General features: G+C 38.2%; 18 protein-coding genes, 5 tRNA genes and 1 pseudogene. 15 read left to right on the forward strand and 9 right to left on the reverse strand.

Translation table 11 applies throughout. The features are described 5' to 3' along the window. The first annotated feature begins 114 nt into the window (after positions 1 to 114). Together H3V01_RS05525 and H3V01_RS05530 are read left to right on the forward strand one after the other, a co-directional pair. Positions 115 to 1,524, forward strand: coding sequence for a leucyl aminopeptidase (locus H3V01_RS05525; RefSeq protein WP_198186200.1), 1,410 nt, complete (start codon positions 115 to 117; stop codon positions 1,522 to 1,524). Between the two features lie 10 nt (positions 1,525 to 1,534). After that, positions 1,535 to 1,978, forward strand: a complete 444-nt coding sequence (locus H3V01_RS05530) for a DNA polymerase III subunit chi (protein WP_198186201.1) — start codon at positions 1,535 to 1,537, stop codon at positions 1,976 to 1,978. Between the two features lie 56 nt (positions 1,979 to 2,034). Here the strand turns inward: H3V01_RS05530 and rfbD are convergent, their stop codons facing one another. The 5 genes from rfbD to H3V01_RS05555 all read right to left on the reverse strand — a co-directional run bounded on the left by rfbD (position 2,035) and on the right by H3V01_RS05555 (position 6,260). Further along, positions 2,035 to 2,895: a dTDP-4-dehydrorhamnose reductase gene (gene rfbD / locus H3V01_RS05535; RefSeq protein WP_084584993.1), complete on the reverse strand. Its 861-nt coding sequence runs from the start codon at positions 2,893 to 2,895 to the stop codon at positions 2,035 to 2,037. A 175-nt stretch (positions 2,896 to 3,070) separates the two neighbouring features. Further along, positions 3,071 to 4,213, reverse strand: coding sequence for a bifunctional diaminohydroxyphosphoribosylaminopyrimidine deaminase/5-amino-6-(5-phosphoribosylamino)uracil reductase RibD (gene ribD, locus H3V01_RS05540; RefSeq protein WP_198186202.1), 1,143 nt, complete (start codon positions 4,211 to 4,213; stop codon positions 3,071 to 3,073). A gap of 3 nt (positions 4,214 to 4,216) precedes the next feature. Continuing rightward, a complete protein-coding gene (locus H3V01_RS05545) occupies positions 4,217 to 4,813 on the reverse strand; it encodes a cytochrome C (RefSeq protein ID WP_143555239.1) in 597 nt (198 codons plus the stop codon). A gap of 105 nt (positions 4,814 to 4,918) precedes the next feature. Next, on the reverse strand, positions 4,919 to 5,374 hold the full coding sequence (gene nrdR / locus H3V01_RS05550; RefSeq protein WP_025331013.1) for a transcriptional regulator NrdR: 456 nt from the start codon (positions 5,372 to 5,374) through the stop codon (positions 4,919 to 4,921). Positions 5,375 to 5,771: 397 nt separating this feature from the next. Then, entirely contained in the window at positions 5,772 to 6,260 is a 489-nt protein-coding gene (locus H3V01_RS05555) for a GNAT family N-acetyltransferase (protein ID WP_037394376.1), read from the reverse strand. A gap of 146 nt (positions 6,261 to 6,406) precedes the next feature. Between H3V01_RS05555 and msrAB the strand changes: the two are divergent. The 7 genes and pseudogenes from msrAB to H3V01_RS05590 all read left to right on the forward strand — a co-directional run. Continuing rightward, positions 6,407 to 7,399: pseudogene (msrAB, locus tag H3V01_RS05560) on the forward strand (bifunctional peptide-methionine (S)-S-oxide reductase MsrA/peptide-methionine (R)-S-oxide reductase MsrB); the annotation flags it as partial. A 238-nt stretch (positions 7,400 to 7,637) separates the two neighbouring features. After that, a complete protein-coding gene (gene pgsA / locus H3V01_RS05565; protein ID WP_041879843.1) occupies positions 7,638 to 8,210 on the forward strand; it encodes a CDP-diacylglycerol--glycerol-3-phosphate 3-phosphatidyltransferase in 573 nt (190 codons plus the stop codon). Between the two features lie 107 nt (positions 8,211 to 8,317). Next, positions 8,318 to 8,393: transfer RNA gene (locus tag H3V01_RS05570), tRNA-Gly, on the forward strand. Positions 8,394 to 8,425: 32 nt separating this feature from the next. Next, positions 8,426 to 8,501, forward strand: a tRNA-Gly gene (locus H3V01_RS05575). Between the two features lie 44 nt (positions 8,502 to 8,545). Beyond that, positions 8,546 to 8,619, forward strand: a tRNA-Cys gene (locus tag H3V01_RS05580). Positions 8,620 to 8,638: 19 nt separating this feature from the next. Beyond that, positions 8,639 to 8,713 (forward strand) — tRNA-Cys (locus H3V01_RS05585). Between the two features lie 42 nt (positions 8,714 to 8,755). Continuing rightward, positions 8,756 to 8,846 (forward strand) — tRNA-Leu (locus tag H3V01_RS05590). 620 nt (positions 8,847 to 9,466) lie between these two features. On the opposite strand, the gene H3V01_RS05595 is transcribed toward H3V01_RS05590, so the two are convergent. The 3 genes from H3V01_RS05595 to H3V01_RS05605 all read right to left on the reverse strand — a co-directional run bounded on the left by H3V01_RS05595 (position 9,467) and on the right by H3V01_RS05605 (position 13,338). Further along, positions 9,467 to 10,624 carry an FAD-dependent monooxygenase gene (locus H3V01_RS05595; protein ID WP_232332599.1) on the reverse strand — a complete coding sequence of 386 codons (1,158 nt, stop codon included), beginning with the start codon at positions 10,622 to 10,624 and terminating at the stop codon, positions 9,467 to 9,469. Positions 10,625 to 10,666: 42 nt separating this feature from the next. Next, complete coding sequence (locus H3V01_RS05600; RefSeq protein ID WP_198186205.1) at positions 10,667 to 11,848, reverse strand: FAD-dependent monooxygenase; 1,182 nt, start codon at positions 11,846 to 11,848, stop codon at positions 10,667 to 10,669. 302 nt (positions 11,849 to 12,150) lie between these two features. Beyond that, positions 12,151 to 13,338, reverse strand: a complete 1,188-nt coding sequence (locus tag H3V01_RS05605; RefSeq protein ID WP_198186206.1) for an MFS transporter — start codon at positions 13,336 to 13,338, stop codon at positions 12,151 to 12,153. A 633-nt stretch (positions 13,339 to 13,971) separates the two neighbouring features. Between H3V01_RS05605 and H3V01_RS05610 the strand changes: the two genes are divergently transcribed. From H3V01_RS05610 to H3V01_RS05635, 6 genes are all read left to right on the forward strand, one after another. Continuing rightward, the gene (locus H3V01_RS05610) at positions 13,972 to 14,454 is read left to right on the forward strand and encodes an Lrp/AsnC family transcriptional regulator (protein WP_025331019.1); all 483 of its coding nucleotides are present in this window, start codon (positions 13,972 to 13,974) and stop codon (positions 14,452 to 14,454) included. 103 nt (positions 14,455 to 14,557) lie between these two features. After that, the gene (locus H3V01_RS05615; RefSeq protein ID WP_198186207.1) at positions 14,558 to 15,133 is read left to right on the forward strand and encodes a DUF1415 domain-containing protein; all 576 of its coding nucleotides are present in this window, start codon (positions 14,558 to 14,560) and stop codon (positions 15,131 to 15,133) included. Between the two features lie 163 nt (positions 15,134 to 15,296). Continuing rightward, the gene (locus tag H3V01_RS05620; RefSeq protein WP_198186208.1) at positions 15,297 to 16,754 is read left to right on the forward strand and encodes a sodium:proton antiporter; all 1,458 of its coding nucleotides are present in this window, start codon (positions 15,297 to 15,299) and stop codon (positions 16,752 to 16,754) included. A gap of 37 nt (positions 16,755 to 16,791) precedes the next feature. Continuing rightward, positions 16,792 to 17,490 carry a 16S rRNA pseudouridine(516) synthase gene (locus H3V01_RS05625; RefSeq protein WP_198186209.1) on the forward strand — a complete coding sequence of 233 codons (699 nt, stop codon included), beginning with the start codon at positions 16,792 to 16,794 and terminating at the stop codon, positions 17,488 to 17,490. Position 17,491: 1 nt separating this feature from the next. Continuing rightward, entirely contained in the window at positions 17,492 to 18,133 is a 642-nt protein-coding gene (locus tag H3V01_RS05630; RefSeq protein ID WP_078474362.1) for a trimeric intracellular cation channel family protein, read from the forward strand. A gap of 498 nt (positions 18,134 to 18,631) precedes the next feature. Then, on the forward strand, positions 18,632 to 19,747 hold the full coding sequence (locus tag H3V01_RS05635; RefSeq protein WP_198186210.1) for a Tim44 domain-containing protein: 1,116 nt from the start codon (positions 18,632 to 18,634) through the stop codon (positions 19,745 to 19,747). Between the two features lie 76 nt (positions 19,748 to 19,823). On the opposite strand, the gene H3V01_RS05640 is transcribed toward H3V01_RS05635, so the two are convergent. Continuing rightward, a complete protein-coding gene (locus H3V01_RS05640; protein ID WP_198186211.1) occupies positions 19,824 to 21,920 on the reverse strand; it encodes a TonB-dependent receptor in 2,097 nt (698 codons plus the stop codon). Positions 21,921 to 22,002: the final 82 nt, after the last annotated feature.

Here is a 22,002-nt window from a genome sequence, read left to right on the forward strand (position 1 = left end):
GCGACTGTCCTTACTTTAGCGGCAGCCTGCGTTACAATAAGTGCATCCGGTTCTGCTTAACGCATGATTCGTACAGAATATATATAATGCCCTTATAAAATAGGATAGGAAAATATGGAATTTAGCATAAATGCGGAACAATTGCAGCCGCAAAACAACAGTTCTTTACTATTTGTGTATTGCAAAGAAAGCAAACCAGAACAACATCTGGCTAATACTTTGTTAACTCAATTACAACAGCAGCAAAAGGATTTTATTGCGACACACACCGTAAAAGATGAATTTTTACAGGCTTTAGCTGTAGTAAATATCGATAAAGATGATTATGCCAGTATCCAGAAACTGGCCGCAAAAGCTGCCAGCTGGTCCAAAGAGCAATCATCACTCAATATAGATTTAAGCAAATTACCGGAAATACTTGCCCAGAAATGGGTACAGGCTTTTACAATTGCTGTTGGCGAAGCGGTCTATTGCTTTGATAAATTCAAAAAAGATTCTAAGCCAGTTTTACTTGAAAAAATCAATTATCAAACTATTCATCCTATCAATAACCACCTTAGCAAGGCCGAAGCTATCATCTATGGTATGAATATCTGTAAAGATTTAGGCAATGCACCGGGAAATATCTGTACTCCGGCCTATTTGGCTTCTTCTGCTGCCAAGATTGCCAATGATTTAGGTGCCAGTGCAAGAATCATAAACGAAACCGAAATACAGGAAATGGGTATGAATGCTTTACTGTCTGTTGCACAGGGAAGCATGGCCGGAGCTTATCTTATTGAATTGCAATATCATGGAGCTTCGAATAACGAAGATAAGCCGGTAGTTTTGGTTGGCAAAGGTATTACTTTTGATTCTGGTGGTATTTCTCTTAAACCAGGTGCTGCCATGGATGAAATGAAATTTGATATGTGTGGTGCGGCTTCGGTTATTGGTACTTTTGCAGCTGCAGTAAAACTCAATCTACCATTAAACCTCGTTGCAATAATCCCAACTTGTGAAAATATGCCTTCAGGGAATGCTGTTAAACCAGGCGATATTGTTCAGGCTATGAATGGTTTAAATATTGAGGTTTTAAACACTGATGCAGAAGGCAGACTGATATTATGTGATGCACTTATCTATGCTGAACGCTTCCAGCCTAAAGCAGTAATCGATGTTGCTACCCTTACTGGTGCCTGTATCATCGCTTTAGGACATGTTGCACAAGGTGTATTAGGTAACAATCAGCAATTAATTGATCACTTATTACAGGCAGCAGACAGTATTAATGATAAAACATGGCAACTACCATTATTTGAGGAATACAAAGAACAATTAAAATCCAACTTTGCTGATTTACAAAATATTGGCGGTCGTCCTGCGGGAACGATTACGGCTGCTGCCTTTCTCTCATACTTTACTGAATCTTACTCCTGGGCACATCTTGATATTGCCGGTACGGCATGGAATTCCGGCAATAATAAAGGTGCGACAGGTCGTCCTGTTCCGCTTCTGCTTGAGTATCTGATTCAGCAATCCTGAGAAAAAAGATATGGCCACAACTACTTTTTATACTCACATTATAGACCCCGTTTCATTTACATGCCGGCTGACGCATAAAGTATTTAAAAGTGGTTCAAATATTTTGATTTGGTGTGATGATGTAAGCCGTGTTAATCAACTGGATCATGCTTTATGGTCATTTCAACCCGCAAGTTTTATTCCACATGAAATCTGGTCACCACAACATGTTCAACCAATTGGTTTACAGGCAGTATTACTGGCTTATGGTGAAGATTTACCAGTAATAGAAAAAGATTATGTTGTTATTAATCTTGCAGATGCATACTGGTGTAATGCCCCCCGGAAACCAGAACGTGTATTAGAACTGGTAAGTAATGATCTGGATGAAATCGCAGCTGCACGGCAACGTTTTCGCACTTATCGGAGTGCCGGATTTAAAGTTGAGCATTTTGATATGCGTATGCAAAACTAAAAGTAGCAGTTATCAAAAAAGCGGGTTATCAGTTAACCCGCTTTCTTTTATGATTTTTATCTCATCAATTTTTCAACAATATGAGCTAAAGGTGTATCAGTAACCGGTTGCGGAAGCATATTTTGCAAGGTACGACTATCCAGAATACCAAATTCAGGTCTTCTGGCAGCTGACTGGTAATCAGCTGTGGCAATACGTTCTACCTTAACCTGATTATACCTTTCGTCAATTTTTGCCGCTTCAGTAAATATACGCTGAGCAAATTCTGCCCAACTCATCTGCTGACTTCCTGCAAAATGTAATAAACCGCGCGGGGAATGAGGTAATGCTGCAAGACGTATAATGGCCTCAGCCAAGTCACCGGCATAGGTAGGACAACCAATCTGATCATCAACAACCCGCATATTGGGTGTTTCTAATCCTTTTTGTAACATAATTTTCATAAAATTATGTCCGTATTCACTATAAACCCATGAAGTACGAATAACCACAGCATCTACATGAGCATTTAAAGCCAGCAGTTCACCCGCCAGTTTACTATGTCCATATACATTCAAAGGGTTAGGTGCCATATTTTCCGTGAGAATGACATGATGATGGCCATCAAATACCTGTTCAGTCGATATATGAATCAGACGTGCACCAATGGAATGCGCAGCCTGAGCCAGATTCAGTGTTCCTGTTGCATTTACAGCAAAAGCTCTGTCTATATCTGCTTCCGCAGCATCAACTTTGGTATACCCTGCCGCATTAATAATCACATCCGGTTCAAAAGTTTTCACCATATTAAGCACATTATGTGCATCAGTAATATTCAGAGTCTGAGAATCACTGGCAATCAGCTCCCAGCTTTCCGGTAATCTGTCTCTTAAACAACTACCTACCTGACCTTTTGAACCTGTTAATAAAATACGCATGGCGAAACCTTTTATTTTAAATTGCCAATAGAAAATGAATATATTTACAACGATAATGTTAAATCACGCTTAAAAATTATGCTTACATAAAACAAGCTTATTGTTACATATTGAAAGTTTATTTTCAGCACCAAAAAAATTTTTACTCAGAAGAATTGATTTGATATGCAGCTAACTATGCTTCTGAAGCAGCTTTACCCGCTAACCATTCGGCACTTTCACGATGACGCAATAACCAGCGACAATCCTGACCTAAAACTTTTACATCAACAGTCTGCCATTTCTGCTCTGTTAAAGCATTTGGATTTTCCGATATTTCAATAGCATTGCGCGCATTAGCTCCGAGTATTTTGGGAGCCTGATAGTAAATGATTTCATCAACTGCATCAGCTGTCAGCAATGCTGAATTCAATATAGAACCTGCTTCCACCAATATCGAACCAATATCACGTTTGGCCAGAATCGCCCAAAGTTTTTGTAAATCAATCTGTCCTCGCAAATTTGCAGGTACATTAAGAATAGAAACATGCGGATAAGATGCAAAAATGGCTTTTTTAGCGCTGTTTGTGACAGTAGTAATGATCAGTGTAGGACTTTTAGTGTCCTGAATTACCTGATATTCAGGTGTAAGACGTAAGCGGCTATCCAGAATAATACGCAACGGTTGTCTTAATGTCGAAAAACGACGTACATTTAACAGAGGATCATCTGCCAGTATAGTATTAACACCAGTTAATATGGCACAACTTTCAGCACGTAATGTCTGCACATCATCACGCGCTGCCTCTCCAGTAATCCACTGGCTTAAACCATTACTTAGAGCTGTCTTACTATCCAGACTCGCTGCTATCTTCAATCTGATATAAGGTTTATTTCTTTCCTGTCTGGATAAAAAACCAGAATTCAGTTCACGCGCATGTTGTGCAAACAAACCACTGTCGACTTGTATACCTGCCTTTTGCAGCATGTGTAACCCATTACCTTTTACCAATGGATTTGGATCGCTCATAGCAACAACAACACGCTTAATATGAGCATCAATCAATGCCTGAGCACATGGTCCTGTCCGGCCTGTATGACTGCATGGTTCCAAGGTTACATAGGCAGTAGCAGCCTTTGCCAGATATCCGGCCTGATGTAATGCGTGTATTTCCGCATGAGGCTGTCCTGCACAGACATGAAATCCCTGACCCACAATTTGTTCGCCATGAGTAATAACACAGCCTACACGCGGGTTAGGACTGGTAGAAAACCGCCCTTGCCAGGCTAGCTCAAGGGCGGTTTGCATAAATTTCGCATCAAGCTCAGAAAAGCTCATTTTTTAATTATTCTGTACATTTATGGTTTTTAAAGTACCAGCAAGTGCATTATAGTCGGCACTCTCACTGCTGGCGCATACTGAATAAAGATTATTATCCACAATCAGTGCAACACAGCTTTCATTTAGCAACGTACCATTTTGCTGATGACTGAAACGATAATTCATACGGTTTACAGTAGCAACACCTACTTTGATATTACTGATACTACTATTATGCTCGAGACTGTCAGCCAGATTTTTAAAATATTCATCTGGTTTAATTTTTAATGTACCTAAGTTATTTACTGCCAAAGTGATATTACTGCTGTCATCATGCTGTAATAAAGTAAGATTATTTAATTCTGCCGGATCTACCCAGTCTGTTGCACTATCCAGTACATCAGCAAAATCTCCGTCTACTACTATACTGAGTTTACTGTCTTTACTGGTCAGAGTTTGAGTAGCAGAAGCAGCAGCAGGTTCATCAGCAGATGCAGCACTACTACTGGCAGTCTGAGTATCGCTTGCATCCATAGTTACAGAAGTATCCTGTTTTGTACAAGCAGATAAGCCCAATAAAAATAGTATTACACACAACCCTATACGAGATTTCAACATGATATATTTAAGCTTTCATGACAAGGCATAATAGTTACAAAGTATAACAAGAATTAGCGCCGAATGCAGCGAACAAAACAACACTCTTCTCAAGGGCTGATATGACTAATTCGTATTTTTTAAAGTAGCAATTAATTGAGTAAACTCCGAAACATCGTGAAAACTTTTATATACAGAAGCAAAGCGCACATAAGCAACTTCATCCAGCTTAGCCAGTAAACTCAAGACCATATCTCCTATCATCTGACTGGGAACTTCTTTAACCCCCATGTGATAAAGATTAGTTTCTATTTCTGCCACTGCATTTTCAATACTTTCCCGATCCATTGGCCGTTTATGTAATGCCCTGCTGATACTGGTATACAATTTAGCCGGATCAAACAAAACTTTTTCTCCGGTACGTTTGATAATTAATGGCATCCGCATTTCAACTACTTCGAACGTACTAAACCGACAATCACAAGCCAGACAGCGACGACGTCGGCGAATACTATTATTACCCTCGCTCAGACGTGTATCAATTACCTGTGTATTGTTATGCTGGCAAAAAGGACATTTCATATAAATACAAAATAAATATTAAACTGAATAGCTATTGTGGCAGGCAGTACCACTGCTGGCAAGCTTCTTTGTTCTGTAAATTCAAATGATTTAATCACTCATAGATAACTTATCCACCTGTACACAAAATTCAGCGCAAAACTTTAGGTAAAATATGGGGATAAGTACAATATAATATTGATTTATATTAATTATTTTTTATTGATTAAAAAATAGGCACATTATAATTATTGTATAATCCAATACTCTCAAAAAAAGAGAAATTGAAATTTACTATCAACAATTTAGTTAAACAAACAATTAATAAAAATAAATTAAACAATTATTCAAACCATTAATTTTTAATTTTCATTTTCTGTATTAAGTATTAAATTTGGACAAAATTGTTTATAGCAAATCACTCAATTAAATATTTGCGCATCAGTAAACAGTTAACGGTAACGTCAAGATTGAGTGGCAATGCACATTCACCTAATGAAGTATAACCATTAATTTCATAAAATTTTACTGAATTAAGCGATGCATAGAGCTTCAGCATACCCAGCCCTGCACGACTGGCAACATCTTCAGCACGCTGCAACAAAGCAGTTCCCAAACCCTGATTATGTACGAAAGGATGGATATATAAAGCATCCAGTTGAGCTTCTACTAAATCCATCTGAAAAAAGCCTTGTATATGGCCTTTATAATCAACCACCCATAAAGCTTTATTAGCATCTGCCAACGTATGCAAATAGCTTTGTATATTTAATAATGACAACCATGCTTTCAATACTGTTTCATCATATTTACGTGCACAGGTATACTGAACAGCATAGCGATGAGCATTATAAATATCTTCACAGTCTTCCGGTCTCGCAGGACGTAAATAAGTAATAATACTCATATGATCTTTAACCAATATGACGATGCATCAATTTATCAAAATAAGGCAGAGATTTTATATCACCTAAACATATTTAAGCAAAACAACATCTTTTATTCAACACATGCTGGTGTTAGCATGTACAAATAAACCACACAAATATATGGAATAACATCATGAATCTAAAAACTATTTATCTAGCTGGCGGCTGCTTCTGGGGTATGGAAGGCTATTTTAAGCGTTTAAATGGCGTGATTGAAACCGAGGTCGGATATGCCAACGGTCATACTGATAATCCAAGCTATGAAGAAGTATGTAATCAGGACACAGGCCATGCTGAAACGATAAAGGTTAAATATGATGCAGATATCATCTCTTTAACCGATATCCTACGGCATTTTTTCCGGATTGTAGACCCTACTACCCTAAATCGTCAGGCACACGATACAGGCACCCAGTACCGCAGCGGTATTTACTATACAGATCCGGCTGACCATGATGTCATTCAGGCAATGATTAAAGCTGAACAAGGGCGTTATACTGCACCTATCGTAGTAGAAAACTTGCCTTTACAACAATTTTTTCCTGCCGAAGAATATCATCAGGATTATCTGGACAAAAATCCACAAGGCTACTGTCATATTGATTTACGAAAAGCCCGGGAGCCTCTCCCTGAACTGCCTCCATCTCAGACTTCCACAACAATATATGATGCAAACGCTTTCCATAAGCCTGATGCAGCCACTTTACACCAGCAACTGAGTGAAGAAGCTTATCAAATTACTCAGAATGCAGGCACTGAGCGCCCGTATAGTCATCCGTATGATGAACTGTTTGTCCCTGGCATTTATGTAGATATTGTCAGTGGAGAGCCACTTTTCAGCTCACGGGATAAATTTAATTCCGGTTGCGGCTGGCCGGCATTCAGTCAGCCAATACAATCCGAAGCAGTGAGTAAACATGAAGATAACAGTCATGGGATGCAGCGTACTGAAGTGCGTAGTCAGCATGCAGACTCACATTTAGGACATGTATTTAAAGATGGTCCGCAAGATCGCGGTGGATTACGTTATTGCATCAACGGAGCAAGTTTACGGTTTATTCCCTATGAAGAGATGGATGCAGCCGGCTATGCTGCCTATAAAGACATGGTGAAGTAACTTCCTCAGCATCGGACAGGATATATAAACTATCTTTGCTGTCCGATGCTGTAGTTTCCAATAGTATGAACTACTATCAAAACATAATTAATAATTAAATATTTAAATAAAAATATAAAATTATCACAACAATTTATCCAGAGATACATTCATCAATCAATAATAAAAAATCACCTTAAAGCGCTCAAAGCGGTATCATATAAGCAACCAAATCATAACTTGTCAGGGACACCCCGTTATGCCATGGAATTTTCCGATATTGCTCACTTGGTTGCGTATCCTCATCATTCCAATATTTACTTTATTATTTTATTTGCCAGCAGACTGGATTAGTGATCGCCAGATCATTAACTGGCTTGCAGCAGGCTTTTTTGCCGTAGCTGCTATAACTGACTGGTTTGATGGTTATCTGGCACGTCGCTGGAAACAAACATCTAATTTTGGTGCTTTTCTTGACCCGGTTGCAGATAAACTAATGGTAGCTGTTGCTCTGATATTACTTGTAGCAACTGGCCGCACCTATGCCATATTTGCCATGATTATCATCGGTCGTGAAATTACCATTTCTGCTTTACGGGAATGGATGGCTCAGCTTGGCAAACGAAATAGTGTTGCCGTAGCCAAATTGGGAAAATTTAAAACCGCAGCGCAAATGGCAGCTATTTTTCTTTTACTACTCACTTCCCCACCATTAGCAGAACCCAATTTGTTATGGATACTTGGAAATATTCTTATGCTTATAGCCTGTATCCTTACTATCTGGTCCATGCTGTATTATTTAAAGATGGCAACGAAAGAATTTAAATCCTAAAAAATCATAGTGAAAGCAAAAAATACTTCATCAGATGTATTAATAATCTTGACACATTTTTTTTCATCGATATAATGTTGCTTCTTCATTCAGTACGAATGAACAACGCGGGAATAGCTCAGTTGGTAGAGCGCAACCTTGCCAAGGTTGAGGTCGCGAGTTCGAGACTCGTTTCCCGCTCCAAAAAAACATGCTCACATGTATAAAGTGAATTTGCGGGAATAGCTCAGTTGGTAGAGCGCAACCTTGCCAAGGTTGAGGTCGCGAGTTCGAGACTCGTTTCCCGCTCCAAGTTTGATGTATTAGTTGCTCTACCCGATTGAGTAAATATATAAGGCGGGATGGCAGAGTGGTCATGCAGCGGACTGCAAATCCGTGTACGCCGGTTCGATTCCGACTCCCGCCTCCAGATTATATTAGAGTTTCATGGCGGGGTGGCAGAGTGACTATGCCACAGTGTGCAAAGCTGTGCAGGCCGGTTTAAATCCGTGCCCCCGCCTCCATACAGCACACAAATATGCACAAAAGTGCATTAAAAACTACCCGCCCGGGTGGTGAAATTGGTAGACACAACGGACTTAAAATCCGTCGGCTCTTAAAACGGCCGTGCCGGTTCGATTCCGGCCCCGGGCACCATTTATTGAATCCAGATACACTTAGATGTATCTGGATTTATTACATTTATATTTCAAGAAATACTTACTTGTATATTTGCTTCTTCAACTGCTCTATGACATACAAAACATCAAATTGATACCTGAAATTCTATTAATGATTTTCTACCTCTTACATATATTCCTATACATAAAGAACATGCTCTAACATATTTTATAAAATTTAGAAAAGCAGTAATCAAACTATGCTTATTATTTTTAATAACCATGCATTTTAAAAAACATGAATTTAAAGCTGGGGTGAAGCGTATAGAACTCTAAAACAGGCTCTGAATTCGAAGTAGCTAATACCTTAGGCATATGCAGCCAATAGCAAAACTGATAAAGAACTACAGAGATAAAAAGCCAGCAAATTTATCTAATTTATATTGGTAACAATGAAATTAGCGAAATTCCAATGTTAGATAAATGTTTTTTATTCAATACTACTATCGTATAAACCAAAATTTTTTATACAAATCTATATTCTCAATTATGATTAGCTATAAATTGAAATATAAATTGAGAATATAAAAATAATTTCATTATGGCTTAATCCAGTCATTATTACTCTATCTTTAGCAACAAATCTTTATTATTAAATCATAAACCCATTGCTTCCCGAATCATTCTTTTTTTAATTAAGCCTGAATAATTCACCAGATTCAATCCCTGATTACGAACCCAGCTGATTGCAGGAAAATAGTCATTGGCAAATAATTTGAATAAACCATCACAACTATATTGCATCAGCCGTACTGCTAATAATCTTGATCGCTGATACTGTCTGAGAATAGACCATGCACCTGAATCACTGGCATTTGTCAGTAAGTTACTAAGACATTGCACATCAGCAAAACCCAGATTTACGCCTTGACCGGCCAATGGATGGATAGTATGAGCTGCATCCCCAATCAGAGCAATTCTTTGGCTGACAATTTTTTTAGGCTGTCGCATTATCAGGTCAAAATTGAACACCGAGGTGGTTAGTGTTAATTCACCTAACTTTTGATTACCTGCTAAAGCAACTTCCCGTGCAAAACTTTCTTTATCCAGCTTCGTCAGACTTTCTGGGTCAGATGTCGACCATACGATAGAAATCTGCTGCTGCGGCAAAGGCAAATAAGCAAGAATATCACTACCACGAAACCACTGATAAGCACATCCATTATGTGGTTTTTCCGTGTTGAAATTAGCAACAACACCTTGTTGCTGATATGGAGAAGCGTTTACTTCAATGCCAACCTGTTCACGCAACCAAGAATTAGCTCCATCTGCACCAACCACTAGCTGACTGCAATAAGTTTGACCATTTTCCAGTGTTATTTTTGCCGACCATACATCGGTAATCACCGATTGAGGACAACTACTGACTATTGCTACCCCCTCTTCCTCCAATGCTAGCCACAATTTTGCCAGTAAATAGCGGTTTTCAACCATAGAATTTAAGCAAGGTACATTTACACTGGAGGCGTCAAAACTAATGCATCCATTACCATCACCATAAACTTCCATATGGCGTACTTTTTGTACTCTTTCTTCCGGCCAAACGCCTAAACTATTTAAAAATTGCTGATTAATCGGACTAATGGCATAAATACGGGCATCCCAAGACTGAGAGAGACTGAGCAAATCTGTTTGAGGTGGCTTTTTTTCAATGATAAGAATCTTTTTACCTTGCTGTTGTAAAGCTAAAGCCAAAGTTGCACCAACCAACCCTGCCCCTAGAATAATGACATCAAAATCATATTGTGTGTTCATGCTCATTTTGCTTTCCATATTGTTTAAACAATAGTATTTATTCTAGATATCGGGATGCGGAGTTACTCCAAAAACCAGTTGTCTGATAAACTTATGCTTCAAAGCAGGCACTGATCCCAAAATACTCATACCCATACTTTGTCCATATGCCAGCCCGCTATGAGCATGATCAAACAGTTGTACCAGAATATGCGTAAAGCCTACAACTGCACGAGCATCATAAGCACGTATTCGTGCATATTTTCCGGCTAAAGAACTATCATTAAGAGTAATCTTATCTGTCTTACCAAATATTGCACTTAACATTTCGGCATCACGAACACCGAGATTCAATCCTTGTGCAGCAACCGGATGCATAGTTTGGGCGGCATTTCCAATGCAAATTACTCTCTGACTATATACCTGGTTAAGCTGACGTAATTTCAACGGAAAAGTTGCCGGAGTTCCCATTTGCTCTAAATGACCTAATCGATCTCCCATTACAGACTGTAACTGCTGATTAAATTCTTCTACATTCCACTGCTCTCGTTGCAGTGCTTCTTCATGAGTACATGTCCAGACCAGTCGAAAATCATTTCTATAAGGTAATAAAGCAAGTGGTCCATTTTCAGTAAAACGTTCATAGGCAATAGCATGATTGCCTGCCTCGAACTTTAGAGTATTAACTAAAGCCAGCTGCCGGTAATCATGGGTGTGTACTTTTATATTCGGCAAGCCGGCAGCCAGTTCGCCTCCTTCTGCCAGAATCAGCCATTGTGCAGTTAAGTTAAGCCTTCGTTGCTGATAAAAACACTGTGCTGAAGCCCAATGAGTTGTACTTTGTACCTGTTCAACAGTTGTTTGCCATTGCACAGGTACATTATTTTTTTGTAATGCTGTTTCACAAGCCTGTAATAATCTGACGTAATCAATCGTCGCTCCAAGATAAGGTAATCCTATATCCTGTGCTGACATCAGTACACGACCAAAATGATGCTGCCGTGAAACATGTACCTGCCGGATAAAAGTCAAAATTTCATCAGGCAGATATACTCCGGCCTGCCGGAAAGTCTGGATACTATGATATGACAAAGCAAGAGTACGCTGATCATTCAGATTACTGTCAGCAGCTCTGGCCTCCAGTAATAAAACCGATTGATTCTGCTGTTTTAACAACAAAGCAGCAAGCATGCCAACAGGGCCTGCACCGATAATAATAAACGGATAATGTGATAATGGCTGCATAAGCAGTACTCTTAATCAAGACAGTCAAATTCTAACGTAATTTATCCATATAGAAACATAAATCTTATTTACCAGTCAGATTAAATAAAATTCTTGCTAAGCTAATATGTAATTCTTTTTTCAAGCACTAAAGTTCTACTCCAACTTCTTCAGCCTGATAATGAAATAAATATTACTCTTTTACTTAATAGTTTATAAATTGATAAAATTTATTTCGACAGACACAATTACCAGATCGAAAAAATATGCAAAATAAAACACCATTATAAAAATGGTGTTTTATATGGTTTCAATGTTTCTGTTTATGCTTTTTTTCGCATCAACACACCACCAATCAGCATTGCCAGCAGCTGTACACTAATTAGTACAACAGCAGTCATAAACCACCCTCCACTCTCAAAGGCATGACCACATAATAATGAGCCGGCAAAACCGCCTGCATAATAGCACATGTAATACAGGCCGGAAGCCAGTGAACGGCCTTCTGTTACATTGGCAGATATATAGGTGATAGTAGACGATTGAGTAATAAAAATACCACTACTCATAATAGCCAGTGCGAGCACAATTACCCATAACGGATGCATCAGGGTTATCAGCACACCAAAAATGGATAAACTCATAGCTATTAATACAGTTAGATTGGTACCAAATTTGACAATTAACCGAGCTGATAATGGAGTAATAATCATACCAATCAGATATACGGCAAAAATATTAGCTAATTGTGAACTGCTCAGATTATATGGCGGCTGATCAAGATACAAATTGATATAGGTAAAACAACCAACCAAGGAAAACAGAACACAAAAACCCAATGCACAAGCTGCAAGAATATACCGATTATGTAAATGATGCCATAAAGTTATTAATGCTATTGAAATCTGTGGTTTAGCTTCGAATTTTTGCGATGCAGGAAGATTTTTCCATACCAGAACCGCTCCAGATATACTGATAATACCCATTATTAAGAAAGCATGGCGCCAGCCCATAAAGTCTGTGAGGTATCCCATTAGAAACCGGCCAAGGAAACCACCCAATACCGTACCGGAAACATAAAAGCTCATCAGTTTGATACGTGTATTACCAGAAAATTCTTCACCTAAATAAGCCAGTAAAACGACAGTTATGCCGGGTACTGCAACACCCTGAGCAAAGCGCAACCACCATAGCCAATTGATACTATGCACAAAAGACAATGCTAAAGTAGGAATAGCAATAAAAAAAACCGAACCTACGATAAAAGCTTTGCGTCCGAAAGCATCTGAAATCATTCCTAAAAACGGAGACGTTGATGCGACAGCCAAAATTGTCGCTCCTACAGTTGAACCTATTGCGGCAGCACTGGCATGGAACTCCTGCATCAATACAGGTAATACTGACTGGATAGCGTAAACCTGAATAAAAGCCAGAGCACCGGTAATCAGCACAGTGATAATTAAGGCCAGATTCAGTTTTGGAGTGATTGAAGGTGTAAGTGATTTACTCATGATAATGCAAACTATTTATTAGAATTATCTGAATAACATATAATAATTAATCTGGTTATTTCAAATAAGGGTTAAACAAAATATTTTAAAATTTGTTATATTATGTATTTTATTTATTATACCTCTCAATGTAATTATAGCTTTTCAGATTTGCAGTAATTTAAACTTCTGGATAATATCACTTTATTCTTTATATAGTTATTATTAATTATTTATTTCTTAAAAAATAAACTGTTAATAAATTGAGTTTATACGCTTATAAAAATATGAATAAATATTACATGTATAAAAATATTTATATTAATCAATTAATTAAACAATATCATTTTATTTATTGCATTTAATGGTTATTATCCGTGTAAACTTCAATTAGCAATAATATACAGATATTACAACTTTAAACTGAATAATATATTTCAAGAAAGTAGAATAGTATCAACATTTTTTATAGTAATAAGGGGATTAGATATTTAAAAAGCATTTGGAATAACTAGTATTAATTTTAAATTAATGTCAAAATAAAATAAATTTGTGTAATTAAGTGCAATCTTATAAATTGTATAAACTTTAACTTTAATTTATTATCGCCGCCTGTTTCATCGCTGCGACAATAATCCTCAGGATCCTTGTATCATGGCAATAAGTTTTTTAGATAAAACCGACCTGAAAATCCTGCAAGTTTTACAAGATAATGGTCGTCTTACTAATGTTGAGCTATCCGAGCGAGTAGCTTTATCACCATCGCCATGTCTGCGCCGGTTAAAGCAGCTTGAAGAATCGGGGATTATTCGCCGTTATGCAGCTCTTTTGGACCCTTATCATGTAGAACTGGGTTTGCAGGCATTTATTCGGGTCAGAGTTAATAAAAGTAAACAGTCCCGTGATGAGTTTACTCTTGCTGTTCAAAGCTGGCCTCAGGTGCTTAATTGTTTTGCACTCACTGGGGAGTCTGATTACATTCTTCAGGCTTTTTTCTCAGATATGAATGCTTTTTCGCACTTCGTACTGGAAACTTTACTGGCAACTCCGGGAGTGGAAGATGCCAAATCCAGCTTTGTACTGAAAGAGATTAAAACAACTACTTCGTTACCGCTGGAACATTTAAATGTAGGCTAAAAAACTCAAAATTAGTTTTAATAAACTAATAGTAAAGAATGTTTTAATTGTTTAAGAATTCATGCTACGCTTAAGCGTCTGTTATCTACATAGATAAATACATATGTCTGTCATTTATAATCAGGATGAAGAAATTATTGCTATTTGCCGCCACTGGCTGGAACAGGCAGTAATCGGACTTAATCTTTGCCCTTTTGCCAGAAAACCCTACAATTTAAAAAGATTGCGGTTTAGCATAAGCCATGCCAGACATCTTGATGCATTTCTGGAATTCATAGAGCAGGAAATTCAGTTGTTGTTACAAACGCCGGCTCACGAAACAGAAACCACTTTAATTGTCGAACCTTCATTATTTACAGATTTTGAGACGTTTCTGGATGCTGTAACTTTAGCAGAAGATGTACTTCAGGAGATTGGAGCAAATGGCATCATACAAATAGCCCCTTTTCATCCTGAATTTCAGTTTGCTGATGAACCTAAGGATGATATCAGTAACTATACTAATCGCAGTCCCTATCCTATTTTACACTTGATACGTGAAAGTAGTATTGATCAAGCGATTGCGGCATTTCCTGATGCTGCAACCATATATGAACGTAACAAAGCATTGTTACGGGAAATGGGAATGGAAGGCTGGACAAAATTAGCAATCGAATACCCGTTGCAAAAATCAAAATAAATTAATCTTAAACTTCATATCAAACTGTAAAATTCGAATCTTTCCTCTGAACTATCATGCTAAATCTTTTATTAATAGCTCACTTTTTATCGAGCTTACTTTTTTAACACCATACGAAATTATTGTTAAAATCTCTATTTGCTTAAATAGTAAACTATCAAGAATGACGCCAGTTAACCCTTCTGTTGTACAGTTTGCCTTTTCTTTATTAAAGCAAAGCAATCGAATACTGCAATTAATATTTTTATTTATCTTTAGTTTATTACCATTTCCTGTACTGGCTGCCGGCTTACCTGCCCATGAATTGAGTTTATGGTGGTGCTTTCCTTTTATCGGTTTGCTTTTATCTATAGCTTTGTGTCCGATATTGATACCTAAAACATGGCATAGTCATAGTGGAAAAATTATCGGTGTATGGTGTGCTGCATTTCTGATACCTCTGAGCTGCTACTATAACGTTTCAGCTGGTTTATCTATTACCATACATGCATTGTTACAGGAATATATTCCATTTATGCTTTTACTACTGGCTTTATATACACTTTCCGGTGGTATTCTTATTCAGCATAATGGTAATGGCAGTGTAAAACTCAATGTACTGATTCTGGCAGCAGGTACACTTCTGGCCGGAATCATGGGTACAACTGGTGCTGCCATGCTATTTATCCGCCCTTTATTGCGGGCCAATGCTCAGCGACGCCATCGAACTCATCTTGTGGTATTTTTTATTTTTCTAGTGGCCAACATCGGTGGCGGATTAACCCCGCTTGGAGACCCGCCATTATTTCTGGGTTTTCTGAAAGGTGTTGGTTTTCAGTGGACATTCGTTCACATGCTTTTACCCGTAATTATCAATACTCTGATTTTACTATTTATTTTCTTTTGTATTGATTACTATTTATGGCAACGTGAAATTATTACCAATGATAAAGTTCAGAACAGTATTTCTTCATGGTCTATTCAGGGTAAAGCCAACTTATTGTTATTATTTGCAGTTACTGGAGTAATATTGGTTTCTGGATTATGTAAAAATTTACCGGTATGGAATATTTACGGAATCGAAACCAATTTAGTTGCATGGATACGTGATGGTTTACTGCTCATCATTACTTTATGCTCGCTAAAATTAACACCAGCACAATTACGCAGACAAAATGACTTTAACTGGGCACCCATGGTTGAAGTAGGTAAATTATTTATCGGAATTTTTATAACTATTGCTCCTGTAATGGCTATATTACAACTCGGACAGTCAGGAAGTTTCGGAATACTGATAAATTTAATTGAGCAAAATGGAGAACCTGTAAACACTCTCTATTTCTGGCTAAGTGGTTTATTATCCGGCTTTCTGGATAATGCGCCTACCTATCTGGTGTTTTTCAATCTTGCCGGAGGTGATGCTGCTTTACTTATGCAACATTTACCTTTTACATTAATGGCGGTTTCTATGGGTTCAGTATTCATGGGAGCGCTCAGTTATATTGGTAATGCTCCTAATCTCATGGTTAAATCTATTGCCGAGCAACACCGAATTACTATGCCAAGCTTTTTTGGCTACATGGGTTGGTCTGTTACTCTGCTTATTCCGGTTTTTTTACTGGATACTTTATTGTTTTTTTAACTTATCGTAATAGCCGGCCATTAAGGTTTATTTAGTTATGCAATTATTGAAATACCTGCAAGCACAAGGTTTGGGCAGTCGCAAGCAATGTCAGGCATTAATTGACGACGATGCCGTACGAATTAATGATACGCTCTGCAATCATGCTCAAATGGATATCGACCCGAAAGCGGTAAGCAGTTTATATATTGATGACGTGAGTCTGATTCCAGTACCTCTTCCTTATTTTTATATTCTGCTCAATAAACCCGCTGATTATGAAACTTCGCATAAACCACAATTTTATCCGAGTGTTTTTAGTTTATTACCAGAGCCATTGCGTCATCTGGAGATGCAGGCTGTAGGCAGGTTAGATGCAGATACAACAGGCGTATTAATCCTGACTAACGATGGTCAGTTTAATCACCGTTGCACGTCACCAAAACATAAACTTCCAAAAATTTATCGTGTTAGTTTGAAGCATGCTGCAGACGAAAAACTATGTATTATTTTAAAAAACGGGGTCTTGTTACACGATGATAACGAAACGGTAACCGCACAGGCCGCTGAGTTAATTGATCCGCATACCTTACAGCTTACCATTACTTCAGGTAAATACCACCAGGTAAAACGGATGATAGCTGCAGCCGGCAATCGTGTTACTGCCTTGCATCGCAGTGCTTTCGGACTATGGCAGACTAAAGATTTACCTGCTGGCGGATGGCGTTTTTTTCAACCTGAGTCCGGCTTAATGTAACATGCTTAATACAGATTTTATTTTCCAATTAATCAATATTATCGGAACAGTCGCTTTTGCCGTATCAGGTTATCTGGTTGGTTTTCGCAAAAGACTTGATATTCTCGGGGTGGTCATTGTAGCTTTACTTACTGCGGTAGGCGGCGGCATGATGCGTGATGCATTGGTCGGTCACATTCCTATGATTTTTAAAAGTAATACAGCATTGTGGACTATTTTTATTACATTAGTAATATCATGGGTATGCCATTTACAATATCATCGTCATCGTGTACTTGCGGTATGGTTTGTTGTTGCTGATGCTCTTGGGCTGGCAGCATTCAGTCTGACTGGTGCGCAAGTTGGTCTGGATCTTGAATTAAACTGGTTTGGTGTAATCACACTGGCATTTGTAACAGCTGTAGGCGGTGGGATACTGCGCGACATACTAGTAAATGAAGTACCCATTATTTTACGTAGTGATATTTACGGTACCATTGCTATTTTACTTGGTTTACTTCTGTGCCTGCTGGATCACTGGAAAATGGTTACACCATTAAGTATTAATTTGCTGTTTATTGGTGGTGTACTAAGCCGTTTACTTGCTTATCATTACAACATTACCCTGCCGGGATTTCAAAAGAAGAAAAATTACAAAATATAACAAAACTACAAGAACTTTCGCTGCAAAAAACAGTCTAAGTCATTAAGATGATGTTCATACGCAGCTACAAGCGTATAAATTAAAGATTTAAAATGGTTTTTCAGTATTCTCTTGTCGAAACATTATTTTGGCCCTCTGCTGCTTCTCCCCTTGGCACAGAGGGTTCTTTTTATCCGCAATTTTTCTCAGTCATTTTTACCGATAGAAGAAGTTATTTTATATATAGATAAATACAAACAAAATATTAGTTCTGATAAATTGTCACTATTTTATTAATCTTCTTCTGAACTCATACCATGATTTAATGATAAATATTTTGATAACCCAATATGACTATCATTCTTTCATGCGCTACAATGCAGTCTTTTATTTGCAAAAGCAACCATAAAACCGTAAAAGAGATTAAATAATAACTATTTCTTTGCTTGAAATCTTATTTTTCAGCGCTATGTACGGTAAAGTTAGTTTTAATATTATAGATAAGAAAGTATCCAAGTGATGGAAAATAGAAAATTACGTTATATTGCTTCTGCAGTTATTCTCAGCCTGACACTGAGTCCACTGGCTGAAGCCAAACGAGTTGGCGGTGGCGGTAACCGTGGAATGTCCCGTTCAGGTTACTCTAGCTCTTATTCTGGCTCATCCTACCAATCCAATCGCGGCAGCTATGCAAACTCTTCTTCCAGCCGGCTTGGCGGTGGCAATAATGCAGGTATGTCACGTTCTTACTCTAACTCCGGACGTAATGATTATCGCTCTGATAATCAGAACAATTATTCTGGTCAGACACAGCCGCGCGGTAGCAATACCGGTCGGGTAATTGGTGCGGGAGTAGCTGGTGCCGCCATTGGGGCACTTGCAGGTCATGCAATGGCTAATCATAACCAGCAACAAACCAATGCACCTGTGACAAATGCTGACGGTAATTATACTGAGAATGCTACTGATAGTAATAATGCAGCCGCTACTCAATCTACCAATTCTGATCAGCCACAGGTACAGCAACAATCACAACCGGAACCTAAAAGTGGCTTTAGCTGGTTATGGTTACTCATTATTGTATTTGGTGGTGTTTATCTTTATCGTCGTTTTGCCGCTAAAAGGAATAATCAGTCAAATATACCTTATGCCGGAAATACCAAGCCTAATAATTTCACTTCATTAAACAATAATAGCAACAGTAGTAGTACCAATATTTTCGGACAAAATATTGGAAGCAATAATAATTTAATGACAAACAATTTATCTGGCATGGCAGACGGAAGTAATCCAGACGCATTTCTGCGTTTCGCACGCCAACGTTTTAATCATGTTCAGTCAATGAACAATGCCTCGAATCTGGAAGAAATCCGCCGTTACTTTACTTCAGATATGTTCGCAGCTATCCGTAATGATATTATAAATAATCATGAAACTGCTGAATTCAGTAATCTTAATGCCGAACTGGTAGACAGCACTCAGGAAAATGGTCAGTATATTGCCAGTGTACGTTTTAGTGGATTAGTGAGTGAAGAGCTGGGTAGTGCACAGCAACCATTCAGTGAAGTATGGCATTTTGTTAAACCTATGGGTAGTCAGCAGGATTGGCTGATTGCCGGTATACAACAGGATTAATTCTCACTTGCACATATTTAACTAGCAATTATATTTAAATATTAAAAAGCACTGAAATATCAGTGCTTTTTTTCAATCAGAACATTTTACGAATATTAATTCCGGTACTGAATGTACGTTTAGGTGATGGTTCAAAATATCGCTCATTACTATCATTGACAATCACAGATCCAGCATAATGGCGATTAAATATATTATCTATACGTGCATAGCTGCTTACCATCCAGCCACGATGAACCCATTCATAGCCGATATTCGCTGAAGCAAGAGCATAAGCATGTGCATAATCACTGTTACTGTCATTAACATATATTTTATCCATATAGCGGATATCCATACCCCCCTGCCATCCTTGCTTAGGTTGCCATTGAAATCCTAAATAAAACTGGTTTTGAGCAACTCCCGGAATTTTATTACCTTTGCTAACAGCGGCTGCTTTACCTTGTGCTGCTATTTCACTATCAAACTTCGCATTCACATAGGAATAACTCGCCTGAACTTGTAAATCCTGCCACAACTTCTTTTGCCAAGCTAATTCACTACCATATCTTTTCGTCCGGTCAGCATTACGAAACGTACTTCTGCCGCCAGATGAAACCGCAGAAACAATATCATTGTGAGTTTCAGTATGAAAAATTGTAGCTATCAGTTGGCCCCACAGCTGTTCAAATTTTAGTCCTGCTTCAACTGTATCATTGCTAGAAGGCTTAAGATTACGATTAAAACCAGCCTGTCCATCCGGTCTGTATGCCATTTCAGTAAATGTCGGTGTTTCAAAACCTTTACCATAAGCAACATAGGCTGCTGCCTGATTACTAAAGTTCCAGCCTAGTGAAATACCGGGCAACAGTTTATGGTATCGCATAGTACTACTATCATCACCATTAGCCAGATAATGATCACGTGTTCTGAAATGCACATTGCTATAGCGTAACCCGCCATCCAAATACCATTCAGGTAAAAATTTCCATGAAAACTGAATATAAGGATCTAAATTCCATAAGGTATTATCCTCATCACGGCGTAATTTTCCTTTAATCCCTAAATGCGGACCACTAAAATTATTATAACCTTGCCGGTCCTCATTTTCCTTATCAAACGCCACACCTCCAATCAAAGTTAGATTAGGTATTGTATTTGTATTCAGCCAGCGAATATCGGTTCCATAATAATGACGGGTAAAATCGATAACACCTCCGGCATGTTTAGGAGCTGTCTGAGCTTTGGCCGGAATTGACTGGTACTGCACAACGTGACGCCTGCCTGCATACGCCATAGCATATAAGCTGTTATGCTCATTAATTGATTTATCCCACGTCAGACCGGTCTGACTCTGGTCAATTTCTTTACGCATATTATAATCTCTGACATTCTGAACTACCTGACGCGGATTTTCTTGCCACTGTTTACGTGTCAGTCCTCCGGGATCAGCAGCACGGATACGAACCTGATTTAGTACCCAATTCAATGTACTGCCATCATTTAAATCCCAAGTAAATTTTGCGTTATTGAGGACTTTTCTTGCGTCGCTATGCTCCCTGTAACCATTGGTATCAAAGTAACTTGAACTTATATTATATGCAGGTAAACTCGCTGCTTTACTTCCGCCTTGTAACTGAAATGAAGTTTGCTGCTTAGCGAAACGCGCTGTGTTAAAACCAACACTGACACTCGGATTACCTGTACCCTCATGGGTTGTCGCGAGAATAGTTCCTCCAGAAGAGTTACCATATAAAGAAGAAAAGGGTCCGCCAAGTACCTCAATTTTCTCCAGAGAATTTAAATCGATATTGGATGTCTGCCCCTGTCCATCGGGCATAGAAGACGGAATTCCATCAACATAAATCCTGATTCCGCGAACACCGAATGTCGAACGGGCACCAAAACCTCTCATGGATATTTGCACATCCTGAGCATAATTTTCTCTTTCGAGAGCTTGTAAACCCGGAATAGCTTTCAAAGCGTCAGAGATATTAGTTTTAGGCGTATTTTTGATTGTATTTGCATTTACAGTATAAACAGAAGCTGTAGTATTTAGCCATTTTGAATTAGTGCGTAAAGCAGTGACTTCGATATCCGGCAAATCTGCTTCATCTTTTTTATCATTGGCATAAGCCATAAATGGCAGCGCTGTCAGTGACAGAGCTAATATTTTCAGATGTGTGTGTATCATAACTACTATTCTTAAAATTAAAAATATTAATATAAAATTATTATAAAATTAACCAACCATGACAAATAACATTTATGAATAT

The organism is Snodgrassella sp. M0351 (assembly GCF_016100575.1).
GTDB lineage: Bacteria > Pseudomonadota > Gammaproteobacteria > Burkholderiales > Neisseriaceae > Snodgrassella > Snodgrassella alvi.

Bases quoted from the DNA above. Each gene is read 5' to 3' on its own strand.
- H3V01_RS05525 (WP_198186200.1), top strand. From the start codon at position 115: ATGGAATTTAGCATAAATGCGGAACAATTGCAGCCGCAAAACAACAGT.
- H3V01_RS05530 (WP_198186201.1), top strand. From the start codon at position 1,535: ATGGCCACAACTACTTTTTATACTCACATTATAGACCCCGTTTCATTT.
- rfbD (WP_084584993.1), bottom strand. From the start codon at position 2,895: ATGCGTATTTTATTAACAGGTTCAAAAGGTCAGGTAGGTAGTTGTTTA.
- ribD (WP_198186202.1), bottom strand. From the start codon at position 4,213: ATGAGCTTTTCTGAGCTTGATGCGAAATTTATGCAAACCGCCCTTGAG.
- H3V01_RS05545 (WP_143555239.1), bottom strand. From the start codon at position 4,813: ATGTTGAAATCTCGTATAGGGTTGTGTGTAATACTATTTTTATTGGGC.
- nrdR (WP_025331013.1), bottom strand. From the start codon at position 5,374: ATGAAATGTCCTTTTTGCCAGCATAACAATACACAGGTAATTGATACA.
- H3V01_RS05555 (WP_037394376.1), bottom strand. From the start codon at position 6,260: ATGAGTATTATTACTTATTTACGTCCTGCGAGACCGGAAGACTGTGAA.
- pgsA (WP_041879843.1), top strand. From the start codon at position 7,638: ATGCCATGGAATTTTCCGATATTGCTCACTTGGTTGCGTATCCTCATC.
- H3V01_RS05595 (WP_232332599.1), bottom strand. From the start codon at position 10,624: ATGAACACACAATATGATTTTGATGTCATTATTCTAGGGGCAGGGTTG.
- H3V01_RS05600 (WP_198186205.1), bottom strand. From the start codon at position 11,848: ATGCAGCCATTATCACATTATCCGTTTATTATTATCGGTGCAGGCCCT.
- H3V01_RS05605 (WP_198186206.1), bottom strand. From the start codon at position 13,338: ATGAGTAAATCACTTACACCTTCAATCACTCCAAAACTGAATCTGGCC.
- H3V01_RS05610 (WP_025331019.1), top strand. From the start codon at position 13,972: ATGGCAATAAGTTTTTTAGATAAAACCGACCTGAAAATCCTGCAAGTT.
- H3V01_RS05615 (WP_198186207.1), top strand. From the start codon at position 14,558: ATGTCTGTCATTTATAATCAGGATGAAGAAATTATTGCTATTTGCCGC.
- H3V01_RS05620 (WP_198186208.1), top strand. From the start codon at position 15,297: ATGACGCCAGTTAACCCTTCTGTTGTACAGTTTGCCTTTTCTTTATTA.
- H3V01_RS05625 (WP_198186209.1), top strand. From the start codon at position 16,792: ATGCAATTATTGAAATACCTGCAAGCACAAGGTTTGGGCAGTCGCAAG.
- H3V01_RS05630 (WP_078474362.1), top strand. From the start codon at position 17,492: ATGCTTAATACAGATTTTATTTTCCAATTAATCAATATTATCGGAACA.
- H3V01_RS05635 (WP_198186210.1), top strand. From the start codon at position 18,632: ATGGAAAATAGAAAATTACGTTATATTGCTTCTGCAGTTATTCTCAGC.
- H3V01_RS05640 (WP_198186211.1), bottom strand. From the start codon at position 21,920: ATGATACACACACATCTGAAAATATTAGCTCTGTCACTGACAGCGCTG.